Origin of the sequence: Paraclostridium sordellii (assembly GCF_000953675.1) — a bacterium.
GTDB classification, from domain to species: domain Bacteria; phylum Bacillota; class Clostridia; order Peptostreptococcales; family Peptostreptococcaceae; genus Paraclostridium; species Paraclostridium sordellii.
Map to the genome: position 1 here is coordinate 1,554,046 of NZ_LN679998.1, position 16,083 is coordinate 1,570,128.

Sequence of the window (16,083 nt, forward strand, 5' to 3'; positions counted from 1 at the left end):
TTATTTTATAAAATATATATAAATGGGGGAAATTAAAATGTTAAAAGCTTTAAAATCACATGATAGAAAAGCTACTAAAAAGAAAAAATTTAAATTTCCATCTGCCTACACAGTTTTATTAACTATAATGATAGTTATAGCATTAGTAACTCAAGTTGTACCAGGGGTTAAAAAAGCTCAATTAGCAGATATAGTTATGGCACCAGTAACAGGTATGGTAGGGGTAAAAGATAATGCTTTAGATCAAGCTATAAGTACATCTATGAGTGAAGGTGGGATAGATGCTGCTCTTAAAACAATAAATAATGAAGATACACCATATGTAAGTGTATGGAATGATGGTACTCTTAAAGGTGCAATAGATGTTGCATTATTTGTACTTATAATAGGAGGATTTTTAGGAGTTATAACAAAAACAGGAGCATTAGATGCTGGAGTTGGAGCTTTAGTTAAAAAGCTTAAAGGTAAAGAATTAATGTTAATACCTGTGTTAATGTTAATATTTTCATTGGGTGGAACATCTTATGGTATGGCTGAAGAGTCTTTAGCATTTTACGCATTAATAACTGCAACAATGATGGCAGCGGGATTTGATTCATTAGTAGGAGCATCAACACTATTACTTGGTTGTGGTGTAGGTGTTTTAGGCTCAACTGTAAATCCATTTGCAATAGGAGCTGCAATATCAGCAGCAGGAGCATCAGGGGTACAAATAAATCAAGGAACAACTATAATTTTAGGTGTTGCATTATGGATAGTACCTTTAATAATATCTATATTATATGTAATGAACTATGCTAAAAAAGTTTATAATGATAAAGGTAAATCAATATTATCTAAGAATGAATTAGATGCAAATAAGGAAGTATTTGAGAATAATTCAGAAGAAATATTAGGATTAAGTGGAAAACAAAAAATAGCATTAGGCTTATTTGCTTTTTCATTTGTAGTTATGATTATAAGCGTTATACCTTGGAGTGATTTTGGAGTAATCATATTTGATAATACAGCATGGTTTAATGGATCTGCTTTAGGAACTTGGTGGTTCCCAGAATTAACAGTTTGGTTCTTCATAATGGCTGTTGTTATTGGAGTAGTATGCAGAATGCCAGAGGAAGACATAGTTAAATCATTTATATCTGGATGTGAAGATATGGTTGGAGTTGCTTTAGTTGTAGGCATATCAAGAGGTATATCATTTATGATGGCAAATTCAGGTTTAGATTTATTTATACTTGATAAAGCATCAGGAATACTAAGTGGAGTATCTGGGATGTTATTTGCTAACATGGCATATTTAATATATATAGCATTATCATTTTTAATACCATCAACTTCAGGATTAGCTTCAGTTTCTATACCGATATTTGCACCATTAGCACAAAGGTTAAATATAGCACCAGAAATAGTAGTTTCAGCATTTTCTGCAGGAAGTGGTATAGTAAACTTAATAACTCCCACATCAGGAGTTGTTATGGGAGGTTTAGCAATAGCTAAAATAGAATATTCAACATGGATTAAGTTTGTAACGAAATTACTAGTTTTAATATTTATATCAACAGTAGTAATTCTAGCTATAGGCTCTATGATATTAGGACTATAATATAAAATATAAAGCCATAGATATTTTATTGTAAAAGCTCTTTGGTTTTATTGAATTAAGGATAGGTGAAAGAAATGAGTTTAGCTAGTTTTTTAAGCTCTCTATACCTAGTATTTACTATAATACTTTTATTTAAGAAAAAGGATATAGGAAATATATATATACTATTTGGTGCTATTACATTTATATTCGTAATAATATATGGATACATCCCATCTATACCAGAACAAATACAGCCATTTGGAATATTTATAGTTTTTTCTATAATGATTTTATTGTTTGGTTTAATGTTTGGAATAGGTTTAAAACTTTTTAATAGAAGTGATAAATCATCAGTAATTGCATCTACACTATCATCTAGTTTGTTAATAGCTATATTATTTAATATAAAAGGTTATTTATCATATATGTATATACCAGTTCTTTTATATATGATACAAAATAACTTAAGTATATTTATAGAAAAGAAAAGATTATAAAGTTGAATTAAAAAATACAAGCAAATTTGTTAATCCCCCTTACGTTTAAAATAGACGAAGGGGGATTAACATTTATTTTTTATAAAGAAGTTTCTCTTAAAAGTAAACCTTCATTTCTTTCAAGTAGATGTCTAATAGTCCATTCATTTTCTAATAATAATACTGGATTTCTATTTTTATCTTCAACTAGTAATGTATCCATTGTCATCGAAAGCTTACCAAATTTAGAAAGGTCATTTTCAATCCAACGTACATAACGATAAGATAGTGGGTTCATTAGTATCTCAACATTATATTCTTGCTTTAGACGATACTCTAAAACTTCAAACTGAAGAACTCCAACAACACCTATAATAAGTTCTTCCATACCACCATTAGGTTGTCTATAAACCTGAATAGCACCTTCTTCTGCTAATTGAGTAAGACCCTTTACGAATTGTTTTCTTTTAAGGGCATTCTTTGTAGATACTCTCATAAAGTGTTCAGGAGCAAATTGTGGTATATTAGTGTATTGTAAATTTGATTGTTTTTCACTTAATGTATCACCAATATTAAATATTCCTGGGTCATGTATACCTATAATGTCCCCTGGATAAGCTGAATCTATCATAACACGGTCTTGTGCCACAAACTGTTGAGGTTGTGAAAGCTTAATCTTTTTACCTCTTTGTACATGAGTTACTGTCATACCTTTTTCAAATTTACCAGAGCAAATTCTAAGGAATGCAATTCTATCTCTATGATTTTTATCCATATTAGCTTGAATTTTAAATATAAATCCTGAGAAGTTATTAGAGTTAGGATCAATATCGCCTAAATTACTGCTACGAGGACTTGGTGGTGATGTTATTTCTAGGAATGATTCTAAAAATGGTTCTACACCAAAGTTAGTAAGAGCACTTCCAAAGAATACAGGTGTTAATTCACCCTTTAATATTCCATCTAAATCAAAATTATCTCCAGCAATATCTAAAAGTTCAATATCTTCTAGTAGTTTTTCATGAAGATCATTACCTAATAAAGTATTGAATTTTTCATCAGATACCTCTCCAGTTATAGATGTAGCAATATCTTGTCCATGGTTACCATCATCAAATACTTCAATTTGATTTTTATGACGGTTAAACACACCTTTAAAATCTTTACCAGAACCAATTGGCCAGTTTACTGGACAAGAGCGAATTCCTAGAACATTTTCAATATCTTCAAGTAGTTCAAAAGGATCCTTTCCTTGACGGTCCATTTTATTGATAAAAGTGAAAATTGGAATTCCTCTCATTTTACAAACTTGGAATAACTTCTTAGTTTGATCCTCAACACCTTTAGCAGAGTCAATAACCATTACTGCACTGTCTGCTGCCATAAGAGTTCTATAAGTGTCTTCACTGAAATCTTGATGCCCTGGAGTATCAAGAATATTTATACAAAAGTTGTTATACTCAAATTGAAGAACACTTGAAGCAACAGATATACCTCTTTGCTTTTCAATTTCCATCCAGTCAGATACTGCATGTTTTTGAGATCTTCTTGATTTAACTGAACCTGCTTCACGAATGGCACCACCATATAGTAGAAACTTTTCAGTTAATGTAGTTTTTCCTGCATCGGGATGGGAGATGATTGCAAAGGTTCTTCTTCTTTTAACCTCATCAATCAAGCTTAAATTTTGTTCTGTCATTTTTTATCATCCTTTATTTAAATTTTATGATTATATAATATACAAATTATATTTATTAATAGTTTTAAAATGAACATAATTTCCTATGATTATAAAAAACTACAATCCTTTTGATATTATAACTTTATTGCAATACTGTCAATATAGAAGTCGATATATTAGATAAAAATGGGAAGATAGATTTAAAAAGTTAGTAAAGATTATTCTATATTCTGGGATGGCTGAGTTATTTGTAAGTCCTAGGACTGGATATGGGAAGTTTGAGGCTATATAGCATCTTCCTTCACTAAAAGCCTAAAGTGCAGGCTTTAACGTTTCGTCAGATTGCTATATAACCTCAAACTCTATCCTCGGAAAATATTGTACTTATTCAGGAGCTATTATATACGTTAATTATTTTTTTTAGAATTAAAGTTGATTTATTAGTAAGTTACATTAATAAAGTACGTTGATATAATAAGACAAAATATTGTAATATTTAGATAGTGAGTTTAAGATTAACATATACTAAGATAGAATCACAAGGTGAGCTGTTTGATTGTCTAATATATTCTTTCCTATTGTTATATTTGATGGAGATTATTTTATTAAAAATGGTAAATTTGATTTTGATGAAGGTAATCTTAATTATCAGTTGAAGAAGTATAAAAATCTTAAGTTGATTATGTTTTATATGTTCCTGATGATAAAAATCTAGATGAGACTTATGATTTCTTTAAGAGTGTAGGTATTAATAATTAGGTTTATTTTAATTTGGTCAGATTGATATAATAAACTAAATTAAAAGAGCAATCATATTGTTTATAAAAAGGATGTGTACATATGATAGTAAGTGTAAGTAGAAGAACAGATATACCCGCATTTTATAGTGATTGGTTTTTTAACCGAATTAAAGAAGGGTTTGTGTATGTCGTAAATCCGATGAATTTAAAGCAAGTGAGTAAAATAGAACTTACTCCAGAAAAAGTAGATTGTTTTATTTTTTGGACAAAAGATGCAACACCTATGTTAGATAGATTAGATGAACTTAAGGAATTTCAATATTACTTCCAATATACAATAACATCTTATGGAAAAGATGTAGAAAAAGGCATTTTAGATAAAAATAAAGTTATAGAATCATTTAAAAAATTATCTAATAAAATAGGCAAAGAAAGAGTAATATTGAGATATGATCCTATATTGTTAAGTGAAAAATACAATATTGAATATCATTGTAAAGCATTTGATAGATTATGTTCTCAGCTACACGGATATACGGAAAAATGTGTAATAAGTTTTGTAGATTTATATAAAAAGACAGAAAGAAATACAAAAGAATTAAATTTAATTCCTATGAATTTAGATCAAATAAAAAAAATTTCTAAAAAATTATCATTAATAGCTAATAAATACGATTTATCAATAGAAACTTGTTCAGAAGGATATGATTTAACTGAATTTGGAATTAATAAAGGTAAGTGTATAGACGATACTTTAGTATCCAAGATAATAGGATATGAAGTAAATGTAAAGAAAGATGATACACAAAGAGATGTGTGTGGATGCGTTAAGAGTGTAGATATAGGTCAATATAATACATGTATACATCACTGCTTATATTGTTATGCAAATTTCAATTATAGTCAAGTAGAAGATAATTACAAACTTCATAATAAAAATAATCCTTTATTAATAGGTGAAGTAAGAGAAGATGCTAAAATAACAGTAAGAGATATGAAGTCAATTAAAGGTAGTAAATTAGGGGAAAAGCAAATCAGTTTATTTGAAAATATATAAGTAATATTAAATAAAGTATTAATGGTGAATATGATTATTATGAATCATATCAACCATTGAAATCCACGAAAAATCATATATAAATAAGATATGATTTTTTTGAATAAATTAAAAATTTCTAATAAAAAACAATGATGAAAATGTCTTATTTATTGTTTATATTGATAAACCTCTTATTTATTTCAAAATGGTGCTAAGAGATTGGATTCAGTATGAAATAGCCCCCTTCATTGGACTTTTGAACCATAACTTTATATTTAAAAATTTATTTTAGTATAAAATCTTTAAATATCTTACTAATGAGTGTATAATATTCAAAAGAGAAAATGGAGGAATTATTATGGACAATATAAAAATGAAATATGTTCCAGAATTAACATCAAACTTAAGAAATAATTATGTCTCAATTCCAAGTGTAATTTCTAAAGCATCAGGAATAAGAATTTTCGGGAAAAGACTTAAATCATTTATTTTTACAACTGATGTTGCCATAATAAAAAATACTAATGCTGATGCGGTAATAGCAGTATATCCTTTTACACCTCAGCCAACAATTACTCAAGCTATACTATCAGTTTCAGACATACCTGTCTTATGTGGGGTTGGTGGCGGATTAACTCATGGTACTAGATCTGCAAACATTGCATTACATGCTGAATTTCAAGGAGCAATAGGTGCAATCCTTAACTCACCAGCACCTGATGAAACTATTAGATATGTAAAAGAATCAATCGATATTCCTGTAATTGTAACTATAGTATCAGAGTTAACAGATATTCAAAGCAAGATAGATGCAGGAGCAGATATATTAAATGTAAGCGGAGGAGCTAATACAGCTAGGATTGTACGTAAAATTAGAGAAAAATTTCCATACCTACCAATTATAGCTACAGGAGGCCCAACGGAAGAAACAATTTTAGAAACCATTGAAGCTGGGGCAAATGGTATTACATATACACCACCAACAAATGCAGAATTGTTTAAACATAAAATGAAAGAATATAGAGAAATTGAAGGTAAAAAACATAATAATGAATTGTAGAAATATAAAAATCCAAAGGAGTTTTCTCTTTTGGATTTTATAAAAGGTGAAAATAGTTATATTTTTAATCTATTAAAATCATAGAAATAAATGATATACAAACTATAATAATAAGTATAAAGTCTTAAAAAATAGCGTTAAGATAAAGGGGAGATATTATTATGGTGAATAGAATAGTGTTAAATGAAACTTCTTATCACGGATCAGGGTCAATAAAAGAAATAGTAAATGAAGTAAAAGGAAGAGATTTAAAAAAAGCATTTGTATGCTCAGACCCAGATTTAATAAAATTCAATGTAACAACAAAAGTAACAAGTCTATTAGAAAAGTCAAACCTTGATTATGAAATATATTCTGACATAAAACAAAATCCAACAATAGAAAATGTTCAAAATGGAGTTAACGCTTATAAAAAATCTAATGCAGATTATATAATAGCAATAGGCGGTGGTTCATCTATAGATACAGCTAAAGCAATTGGTGTAATAATAAACAACCCAGAATTTGAAGATGTTAGAAGTTTAGAGGGAGTATCACCAACTAAAAAGAAATGTGTACCTATAATAGCTGTACCAACAACAGCAGGAACAGCAGCAGAAGTTACTATAAACTATGTTATAACAGATGTTGAGAAAAATAGAAAATTTGTATGTGTAGATACTAATGACATACCAGTTGTAGCAATAGTAGATCCAGATATGATGGAAAGTATGCCAAAAGGATTAACAGCAGCTACTGGAATGGATGCATTAACTCATGCAATAGAAGGATTTATAACAGGTGGAGCATGGGAAATGAGTGATATGTTCCATATAAAAGCAATAGAATTAATAGCAAAACATTTAAGAGGAGCAGTTGAAAATACAAAAGAAGGTAGAGAAGGTATGGCACTAGGTCAATACATAGCAGGTATGGGATTTTCTAATGTAGGATTAGGAATAGTTCATTCAATGGCACATCCACTAGGAGCTTTATATGATACTCCTCATGGTATAGCAAATGCAATAATACTTCCAACTGTTATGGAGTATAATGCAGAAGTAACTGGTGATAAATATAAATATATAGCAAAAGCTATGGGTGTGGAAAATGTAGAGAATATGAGTGTTACAGAGTATAGAAAAGCAGCTGTAGATGCAGTTAAAAAACTTTCAAGTGATGTAGGAATACCATCAAATTTAAAAGATATAGTTAAAGTTGAAGATATAGAATTTTTATCAAAGTCTGCATATGAAGATGCATGTAGACCAGGAAATCCAAAAGAAACAAGTATAGAAGATATAGCTAACTTATACAAATCATTATTACAATAATTTAAATAAAAAAATAGCTACTATAAAAGTAAATTTTGTAGTAGCTATTTTTTATATTATATAGCGTTATTTAAATGTTGTTTTATGTATTGCTTAGGAGTAATATCTCTATGCTTTTTAAACATTTTAATAAAATAACTTACATCATTAAAACCACAATTTAAAGCAACTTCAGTTATAGAATAATCTGTAGTAAGAAGTTGTTCACAAGCACTTTCTATTCTATAATAGTTTAAATATTCTATAGGCGTTTTATTAGTCATTTCAGAGAAAAATCTACAAAAATATTTTGGAGTCATACCAGCAGCCTTTGATAAATCCTCAAGAGTCAGAGGCCTTTGATATTCACTTTCTATTAGAGTTAAAACATTTTTTAAATGAAGTGTTTTTTCTTGTGTTATTTTGGTAGTTTTATTTTTACTTTTATATAAATTAAATCTTAGGATAAGTCCTATCAAATAATACAAAGAACCTTGAGTTAAAAATTCATATCCAGTTTCCATATATCTCATTGATTCAAATAAATTATCACAACAAATCTTTAGTCCTTCAATATCAGTAGAAATAAGAGGTCCAATTATTTTCTTTTGATTTATAATATCCTGAATTTGTTTTGTACAAGCATGATTTTGCTTTAATAGTATTTTTATATCAAATACAATACACTCATAAATACAATTATTTGGAGTGCCACCATGAAACATGGCATCATGAATAAAAATTATATCTCCTTTTGTTGCTAAAATCTTTTCATCGTTAATTATTAATGAAAACTCTCCCTCTAAAATTCTTATTATTTCACACTCAGTATGCCAGTGGTAAGGCATATTATATCTTGGATGTTCAGGTGTTACATGATAAAAGGCAATAGGAAAGTCAAAAGTACCATGTTGCTTTTGTTCTTTATAATCAAAATATTTCATAAAATTATCACCTCCTATATTTAAAAAAGAAAAAAGTGAATATTATTATATTTTTAGACTATTATATCACAAGAAAACGTTTATTGTAACGTATATAATTGAATTAGAAAAACAAAGAAATACATAATTAATTTGATTTTAAATAAAAAATAAAAATAAAAATTTAAATAGTATTAGGGGAGGAATAAAAATGGCAAAAAGCAGATTAATAGGAGAATATCCAGTAATAGGAATAAGACCAACAATAGATGCAAGAAGAGGAGTTTTAGATGTAAGAGGTTCTCTTGAAGAACAAACAATGACTATGGCAAAATCAGCAGCTAAATTATTTGAAGAAAATTTAAAATACTCTAATGGTGAGCCAGTTAAGGTTGTTATAGCTGATACTACAATAGGTAGAGTTCCAGAATCTGCAGCTTGCCAAGATAAATTTAGAAGAGAAGGAGTAGATATAACTCTTACAGTAACTCCATGTTGGTGCTATGGTTCGGAAACAATGGATATGGATCCAATGACTATAAAAGGGGTATGGGGATTTAATGGAACAGAAAGACCAGGAGCAGTTTACTTAGCATCAGTTTTAGCAACTCATGCACAAAAAGGACTTCCTGCATTTGGTATATATGGTCATGATGTTCAAGATGCAGATGCAACAGAAATACCACAAGATGTTAAAGAAAAATTATTAAGATTTGGTAGAGCAGCAGTAGCAGCAGCTTCTATGAGAGGAAAATCTTATTTACAAATAGGTTCTATATGTATGGGAATAGGTGGATCTATAATAGATTCTGCATTTATAGAAGAATACTTAGGTATGAGAGTTGAATCAGTTGATGAAACAGAAGTAATAAGAAGAATGACTGAGGAAATTTACGATAAAGAAGAATTTGAAAGAGCTTTAAAATGGACTAAAGAAAAGTGTATAGAAGGATTTGATAAAAACCCAGAACATGTTCAAAAAACTAGAGAACAAAAAGATAAAGATTGGGAATTTGTTGTTAAAATGATGTGTATAATAAAAGATTTAATGAATGGAAATGAAAACTTACCAAAAGGCTGTGAAGAAGAAAGATTAGGTCACAATGCAATAGCTGCAGGTTTCCAAGGTCAAAGACAATGGACTGACTTTTATCCAAACTGTGATTTCCCAGAAGCATTACTTAACACTTCATTTGACTGGAATGGAGCAAGAGAACCTTATATATTAGCAACTGAAAATGATGTATTAAATGGTATAGGTATGTTATTTGGAAAATTATTAACTAATACTCCACAAATATTCTCAGATGTTCGTACTTACTGGAGTCCAGAGGCAGTTAAAAAAGCCACTGGTTATGAATTAGAAGGAGTAGCTAAAGAGTCTGATGGATTTATACATTTAATAAACTCAGGAGCATCTTGTTTAGACGCTTGTGGTCAAGCAAAAGATGAAAACGGCAATGGAGTAATGAAAGCTTGGTATGATATAACACAACAAGATCAAGATGCAATATTAAAAGCAACTACTTGGAATGCTGCTGATAACGGATATTTTAGAGGAGGCGGATATTCTTCAAGATTCTTAACAGAAGCTGAAATGCCTGTAACTATGATGCGTTTAAATCTTGTAAAAGGACTTGGACCAGTTGTTCAATTAGTAGAAGGATATACTGTTAAGCTTCCTGATGAAGTATCTGATAAGTTGTGGAAGAGAACTGATTATACATGGCCTTGTACTTGGTTTGCTCCAAGACTTACTGGAAAAGGTGCATTTAAATCAGCTTATGATGTAATGAACAACTGGGGAGCTAACCATGGAGCAATAAGCTATGGACATATAGGAGCAGATATAATCACATTATGCTCAATGTTAAGAATACCTGTAAGTATGCACAATATAGATGAAGAAAAAGTATTTAGACCAGCTGCATGGAATGCATTTGGAATGGATAAAGAAGGTCAAGATTATAGAGCTTGCCAAGCTTACGGACCAATGTACAAATAATAATACAGAAGGTGATATCATGGAGATGAATAACTATAAAAAGAAAGTATTAGCCTTTGACTTTGGAGCGTCTAGTGGAAGAGCAATGCTTGGAGTATATGATGGAACTAAAATAAGTATTGAAGAAATTCATAGATTTTCAAATGACCCTGTAATTGTTTCGGGAACTATGTATTGGGATGTGCTTAGACAGTTCTTTGAAATAAAGCAAAGCTTAATCAAGTCAAAGTCCTTTGGAAAAATAGATAGTATAGGTATAGATACGTGGGGAGTTGACTTTGCATTAATTGATGAGTATGGTCAACTACTTGAAAATCCTATTCATTATAGAGATGGTAGAACTAGCGGAATGATAGAAAAAAGCTTTGAAAAAATACCAAAAGAAGAGTTCTATGATATAACTGGTAACCAATTTATGGAGATAAATACAGCATTTCAATTATTATCATTAAAAGAAAAAAGATCACATCTGCTTGAAAGAGCAGATGTGATGCTCCTAATGCCTGACTTATTTAATTATTTATTAACAGGTAAAAAGGTCACAGAAAACTCTATAGCATCTACAACTCAATTATTTGATGCAAAGAATAGAACTTGGTCAGATAAGGTAATTGATTCTTTAGGAATACCTAAAAAATTATTCACAGAAATTGTTCCTAGTGGAACTATAATAGGAAAAATATCAGAAGATATAAGTGAAGAATTAAAAATAGATATGAGCGATGTTATTGCAGTAGCCGGCCATGATACTCAAAGTGCATTAGTATCAGTTCCAGCTATGGAAGATGACTTTGTATTTTTAAGTTGCGGAACTTGGTCACTTCTTGGAACTGAAATTGATGAGCCTATAATAAATGAAAAATCTAGTTATTACAATATAACTAATGAAGGTGGATATGGAAATAAAGTTTCTTTCTTAAAAAATATAATAGGGCTTTGGTTAATACAAGAAAGTAAGAGACAGTGGGAACGAGAAGGAAAAACATATAGTTTTAGTGAATTAGAAGAATTAGCTAAAAGTTCAAAGCCTTTTAAATGTTTTATAGATCCGGATGACCAAGTATTTGTTCCAGCAGGAAATATTCCTGAAAGAATTAGAACTTATTGTAAAAAGACTAACCAAGAAGTTCCTAAAACAGAAGGAGAAATAGTTAGATGTATTAATGAAAGTTTAGCACTTAAGTATCGTTATTCATTAGAAGAAATAAAAGATTGTACAAAAAAAGATTATAAAACTATGTATATGGTCGGTGGAGGTATACAAAGTAAGCTTTTATGCCAAATGACGGCTAATGCTTGTAACATTGATGTATGTGCAGGACCAACTGAAGCAACTGTACTTGGAAATATAGCTATTCAATTAATGGCAACAAATAAAATAAAAGATTTAAAAGAAGCTCGTAAAATAATTAGAAATTCACAAGAAATAAACTATTATTATCCAACTAATATTAAAGCATGGGATGAAAAATATGAAAGTTTCAAAGAAATAATTGAATCTAAGGGGATGGTAACATGCTAAAAAATATACCTCAAATATTATCACCACAACTTTTAAAAGTATTATGTGAAATGGGTCATAGTGATCAAATAGTAATATCTGATGGAAACTTTCCAGCAGAAAGTATGGGAAAAGATTCTATAGTAATTCGTTGTGATGGACATGGAGTACCAGAACTTTTAGATGCTATACTAACAGTTTTTCCATTAGATACTTATGTAGATAAGCCAGTTAGTTTAATGGAAGTTATGCCGGGAGATAATGTAGAAACTCCAATATGGGATACTTATAAAGAAATTATACAAAAGTATGATAATCGTGGTGAAGAAACAGTAGGAACTATAGAAAGATTTAAATTTTATGATGAAGCTAAAAAAGCATACGCAATAATAGCAACAGGAGAAAAAGCATTATATGCAAATGTTATATTACAAAAAGGTGTAGTAGTAGAATAATAAAATCAATTTTGGAGGCAGTTATTATGGAATGTGTAAAAAATTTAAAATATATGGAAGTTAGAGAACAAATGTGTGATGTATGTCATAAAATGTGGCAATTAGGATGGGTTGCAGCTAATGATGGAAATGTAAGTGTTAAATTAGATGATGGTACTTTTCTAGCAACACCAACAGGTATAAGTAAAAGTTTTATAACACCAGAAAAATTAGTTCATATAGATGAAAATGGAGAAGTTTTAGATGGGCCAGAAGGAGCTAAACCATCATCAGAAATAAAAATGCACTTAAGATGCTACAAAGAAAGAGAAGATGTAGGAGCTGTAGTACATGCTCATCCACCAACAGCAACAGGATATGCAGTTGCTCACTTAGATATGGATAGATACACTATGATAGAAACTGTTATAGCAATAGGCTCTATACCAGTAACACCATATGGAACGCCATCTACTTATGAAGTTCCAGATGCAATAGCACCATACTTACAAGAACATGATGTATTATTACTTGAAAATCATGGAGCGCTTACAGTAGGTTCAGACTTAATAACTGCATACTACAGAATGGAAACTTTAGAGCTATATGCAAAAATAAGTTTAACAGCTCATTTATTAGGTGGGGAAAAGGAAATTTCTCAAAAGAATATAAATAGATTAATAGGAATGAGAAAAGGCTACGGAGTAACAGGAAGACATCCAGGATTTAAGAGATATAGAAAATAATCTATTATAAAAAGAATATATTAGGGGGAAACATTATGGATGGTAAGTTAAGTAGTTCTGTATCAAATAAGCAGGAGTTAACACCTATTGTTCCTAAAAAATATATAGCACATTTTATTATGCTTATATCTTGCTTCGTATTATGGGGATTATTAAACAATATGACAGATAATCTAGTACCAGCATTTGGTAGAATCTTTATGCTTGAGGCAGCAGATGCTTCATTAACACAAGTTGCATTTTATGGTTCATATGCAGTATTAGCACTTCCAGCAGCAATACTTATAAAGAAATATTCATATAGAACTGGTGTATTAGTAGGTCTAGGATTATACATAGTAGGGGCTATGGGGTATATACCAGCTGCAATATCTCAAAATTTCAACTTATTCTTAACATCAGTTTTTATTTTAGCAGGGGGATTATCAATACTTGAAACAACTTGTAATCCATATGTAATTTCATTAGGATCACCAGAAACTAGTGTACGTAGACTTAACTTAGCTCAAGCTTTTAACCCACTAGGTTCATTAACAGGGATTATAATGGCTAAGTATATTATATTAAGTAATTTAAATCCTGCAACTTATGAAGAACGTGTAGCTATGAGCCCAGATGCATTAAGTGCAATACGTAGTAATGAATTATTATGGGTATGTGTACCATATGTGGGATTAGTAGCTATAGCACTAGTAATATGGTTATTCTTTAAGAAAAGTAAAGATTCAGAAAAGGATACATCAGGTGAACTTAATATAACACATTCAATTAAGAAATTAGTTAGAATACCTCGTTATGCATTTGGAGTTGTTGCACAGTTTTTCTATGTTGGAGTTCAAATAGCAGTATGGACTTGGACCATAAGTTACGTAATGACAAACCTTGGATTAGATGAAGCTGCAGCTTCAGGGTATTACTTAATAGCTATAATATCATTTATAGTATGTAGATGGATATGTACAGCTTTAATGAAGTATATTGATCCAGCTATAATGATGGCAGTGTTTGCAGTAGGTGGTATAGTATTTAGTTTAGGAACTATATATTTACCAACAAATCAATCAGTATGGTGTTTAGTGGCAATATCAGCTTGTATGTCATTAATGTTCCCTACAATTTATGGTATAGCACTTAAAGATTTAGGTGAAGAAGTAAAGGTTGGAGCAGCAGGACTAATAATGGCAATACTTGGTGGAGCAGTTATAACACCTATAATGGGTAAAATGATAGATACAGGAGTGCTATCATCTATAGTACCATCATTTACAGGAACACAAGCAGCAGTTCGTTCATCATTTTTAATACCAGCAATATGTTTTTTAGTAGTATTAGTTTATTCTTTATGCTTTAGAACTAAGAAAGAAGCTTAAATATAGTAAATAGTAAAGATGGGTCATATTTTATAATTTTATTGTAAAATATGGCCCATTTATATTTTTAAGGCAAGTTTTTTTTAGTTAATCTAATTTACTTATATTTATGTATTGCGTTGTAATCAATAGAGAAAAAGTAAAAATAGACAAAGACTATAAATGATTGTTAAATTATAGATTTTTTCTATTTTACATTAGAAACGTTTTCAATTACAATAAAAAGGTCAAAATATTGGGAAAAGGGAGAAAAAAGCATGAAAAAAGTTTTTGTTATGATTACTTCAATAATACTTATTATAGGATTAGTAGGGTGTAGTACAGGAAATGAATCAAAAAATGATAAAGATGCATCATCTAAAGGAAAACTTAAAGTTGGTTATGTAACAATGGATGTAACTAGCCCATATTTTATCGAAATGATAAATGGTATGAAAGAACAAGCTAAAAATTCAAACATAGAATTAAGTGTGCATGATGGAAAATATGAAGCACAACCTCAAATTGATGCAATGGAAACTCTTATAACTCAAAAGGTAGATGTAATAGTATTAAGTGCAAATGACCCAGAAGCTTTACAACCTTTAGTTGATAAAGCTAAGGATGCTGGAATAAAAGTTGTTGCAGCAAACGTAGAAATGAAAAATGTAGATGCATTTGTAAGTCTAAACGAATATGAATATGGATATACTGGCGGACAAATAGCAGGTAAATATATAAAAGATAATATGAATGGAGAGGCTGAAGTTGCAGTACTTACATTTAGCCAAATACCAGCAGTACTTGATAGAGCTAAAGGATTAAAAGAAGGAATACAAAAATTTGCTCCAAATGTTAAGTTTGTAGCTGAAACTGATGCAAATAACAGAGAAACAGGAATGAAAGCAGCAGAAAACATAATACAAGCAAATCCAAACGTAAATGTATTTGTTGGAATAAGTGATGATGCAGTACTAGGGGCTTATGAAGCTATGGTTGCTGCTAACAAAAAAGGTGAAAATATATGTTTAGTTGGATTAGATGCAGTAGATGAAGCTGTACAAAAAATAGATCAAAATACAATATATAGAGGAAGTGTAGATATAGCTCCTTTTGAAAGTGGAAAAAATATAATAGCTACAGCTAAAACAGTGGTTGAAGAAGGACCGATAAAAGAAATGATAAAGTTTCCTATGACACCAGTTACAAAAGAAAATGTAGCAGATTATAAGTAGAATACATAATAGCTATC

General features: G+C 29.9%; 13 protein-coding genes. 11 read left to right on the top strand and 2 right to left on the bottom strand.

Features of this window, described 5'->3' with window-relative positions:
• Positions 1–37: 37 nt before the first annotated feature.
• Positions 38–1,603 (top strand): YfcC family protein, encoded by a 1,566-nt coding sequence (locus ATCC9714_RS07550; protein WP_057544915.1) that lies wholly within the window; start codon positions 38–40, stop codon positions 1,601–1,603.
• Between the two features lie 74 nt (positions 1,604–1,677).
• Positions 1,678–2,082 carry a hypothetical protein gene (locus tag ATCC9714_RS07555; protein ID WP_057544916.1) on the top strand — a complete coding sequence of 135 codons (405 nt, stop codon included), beginning with the start codon at positions 1,678–1,680 and terminating at the stop codon, positions 2,080–2,082.
• A 79-nt stretch (positions 2,083–2,161) separates the two neighbouring features.
• Here ATCC9714_RS07555 and ATCC9714_RS07560 read toward each other — a convergent pair whose 3' ends face one another.
• Positions 2,162–3,760 carry a peptide chain release factor 3 gene (locus tag ATCC9714_RS07560; RefSeq protein WP_055328858.1) on the bottom strand — a complete coding sequence of 533 codons (1,599 nt, stop codon included), beginning with the start codon at positions 3,758–3,760 and terminating at the stop codon, positions 2,162–2,164.
• An 822-nt stretch (positions 3,761–4,582) separates the two neighbouring features.
• Here ATCC9714_RS07560 and ATCC9714_RS07565 point away from each other — a divergent pair.
• The 3 genes from ATCC9714_RS07565 (at position 4,583) to fucO (ending at position 7,894) form a co-directional block, all read left to right on the top strand.
• Positions 4,583–5,539, top strand: coding sequence for a DUF1848 domain-containing protein (locus tag ATCC9714_RS07565; RefSeq protein ID WP_057544917.1), 957 nt, complete (start codon positions 4,583–4,585; stop codon positions 5,537–5,539).
• A gap of 340 nt (positions 5,540–5,879) precedes the next feature.
• A complete protein-coding gene (locus ATCC9714_RS07570; RefSeq protein ID WP_021124474.1) occupies positions 5,880–6,581 on the top strand; it encodes a beta/alpha barrel domain-containing protein in 702 nt (233 codons plus the stop codon).
• 161 nt (positions 6,582–6,742) lie between these two features.
• Positions 6,743–7,894: a lactaldehyde reductase gene (gene fucO / locus ATCC9714_RS07575; protein ID WP_057544918.1), complete on the top strand. Its 1,152-nt coding sequence runs from the start codon at positions 6,743–6,745 to the stop codon at positions 7,892–7,894.
• Between the two features lie 56 nt (positions 7,895–7,950).
• Here fucO and ATCC9714_RS07580 read toward each other — a convergent pair whose 3' ends face one another.
• Positions 7,951–8,817 (bottom strand): AraC family transcriptional regulator, encoded by an 867-nt coding sequence (locus ATCC9714_RS07580; RefSeq protein WP_021124476.1) that lies wholly within the window; start codon positions 8,815–8,817, stop codon positions 7,951–7,953.
• A 190-nt stretch (positions 8,818–9,007) separates the two neighbouring features.
• Between ATCC9714_RS07580 and ATCC9714_RS07585 the strand changes: the two genes are divergently transcribed.
• The 6 genes from ATCC9714_RS07585 (at position 9,008) to ATCC9714_RS07610 (ending at position 16,066) form a co-directional block, all read left to right on the top strand.
• On the top strand, positions 9,008–10,801 hold the full coding sequence (locus ATCC9714_RS07585; protein ID WP_055328850.1) for an L-fucose isomerase: 1,794 nt from the start codon (positions 9,008–9,010) through the stop codon (positions 10,799–10,801).
• A gap of 19 nt (positions 10,802–10,820) precedes the next feature.
• Positions 10,821–12,323 carry a rhamnulokinase gene (locus ATCC9714_RS07590; RefSeq protein WP_057544919.1) on the top strand — a complete coding sequence of 501 codons (1,503 nt, stop codon included), beginning with the start codon at positions 10,821–10,823 and terminating at the stop codon, positions 12,321–12,323.
• Positions 12,317–12,757 (top strand): RbsD/FucU family protein, encoded by a 441-nt coding sequence (locus ATCC9714_RS07595; protein WP_021124481.1) that lies wholly within the window; start codon positions 12,317–12,319, stop codon positions 12,755–12,757. The genes ATCC9714_RS07590 and ATCC9714_RS07595 overlap by 7 nt, the downstream gene beginning before the upstream one ends.
• A gap of 26 nt (positions 12,758–12,783) precedes the next feature.
• Complete coding sequence (locus tag ATCC9714_RS07600) at positions 12,784–13,482, top strand: class II aldolase/adducin family protein (protein ID WP_021129853.1); 699 nt, start codon at positions 12,784–12,786, stop codon at positions 13,480–13,482.
• Positions 13,483–13,517: 35 nt separating this feature from the next.
• A complete protein-coding gene (gene fucP / locus ATCC9714_RS07605) occupies positions 13,518–14,852 on the top strand; it encodes an L-fucose:H+ symporter permease (protein WP_057544920.1) in 1,335 nt (444 codons plus the stop codon).
• Between the two features lie 257 nt (positions 14,853–15,109).
• A complete protein-coding gene (locus tag ATCC9714_RS07610) occupies positions 15,110–16,066 on the top strand; it encodes a sugar ABC transporter substrate-binding protein (protein ID WP_057544921.1) in 957 nt (318 codons plus the stop codon).
• The last annotated feature ends 17 nt before the right edge of the window (positions 16,067–16,083 follow it).

Bases quoted from the DNA above. Each gene is read 5' to 3' on its own strand.
- ATCC9714_RS07585 (WP_055328850.1), top strand. From the start codon at position 9,008: ATGGCAAAAAGCAGATTAATAGGAGAATATCCAGTAATAGGAATAAGA.
- ATCC9714_RS07570 (WP_021124474.1), top strand. From the start codon at position 5,880: ATGGACAATATAAAAATGAAATATGTTCCAGAATTAACATCAAACTTA.
- fucP (WP_057544920.1), top strand. From the start codon at position 13,518: ATGGATGGTAAGTTAAGTAGTTCTGTATCAAATAAGCAGGAGTTAACA.
- ATCC9714_RS07600 (WP_021129853.1), top strand. From the start codon at position 12,784: ATGGAATGTGTAAAAAATTTAAAATATATGGAAGTTAGAGAACAAATG.
- fucO (WP_057544918.1), top strand. From the start codon at position 6,743: ATGGTGAATAGAATAGTGTTAAATGAAACTTCTTATCACGGATCAGGG.
- ATCC9714_RS07565 (WP_057544917.1), top strand. From the start codon at position 4,583: ATGATAGTAAGTGTAAGTAGAAGAACAGATATACCCGCATTTTATAGT.
- ATCC9714_RS07550 (WP_057544915.1), top strand. From the start codon at position 38: ATGTTAAAAGCTTTAAAATCACATGATAGAAAAGCTACTAAAAAGAAA.
- ATCC9714_RS07560 (WP_055328858.1), bottom strand. From the start codon at position 3,760: ATGACAGAACAAAATTTAAGCTTGATTGATGAGGTTAAAAGAAGAAGA.
- ATCC9714_RS07580 (WP_021124476.1), bottom strand. From the start codon at position 8,817: ATGAAATATTTTGATTATAAAGAACAAAAGCAACATGGTACTTTTGAC.
- ATCC9714_RS07610 (WP_057544921.1), top strand. From the start codon at position 15,110: ATGAAAAAAGTTTTTGTTATGATTACTTCAATAATACTTATTATAGGA.
- ATCC9714_RS07590 (WP_057544919.1), top strand. From the start codon at position 10,821: ATGGAGATGAATAACTATAAAAAGAAAGTATTAGCCTTTGACTTTGGA.
- ATCC9714_RS07555 (WP_057544916.1), top strand. From the start codon at position 1,678: ATGAGTTTAGCTAGTTTTTTAAGCTCTCTATACCTAGTATTTACTATA.
- ATCC9714_RS07595 (WP_021124481.1), top strand. From the start codon at position 12,317: ATGCTAAAAAATATACCTCAAATATTATCACCACAACTTTTAAAAGTA.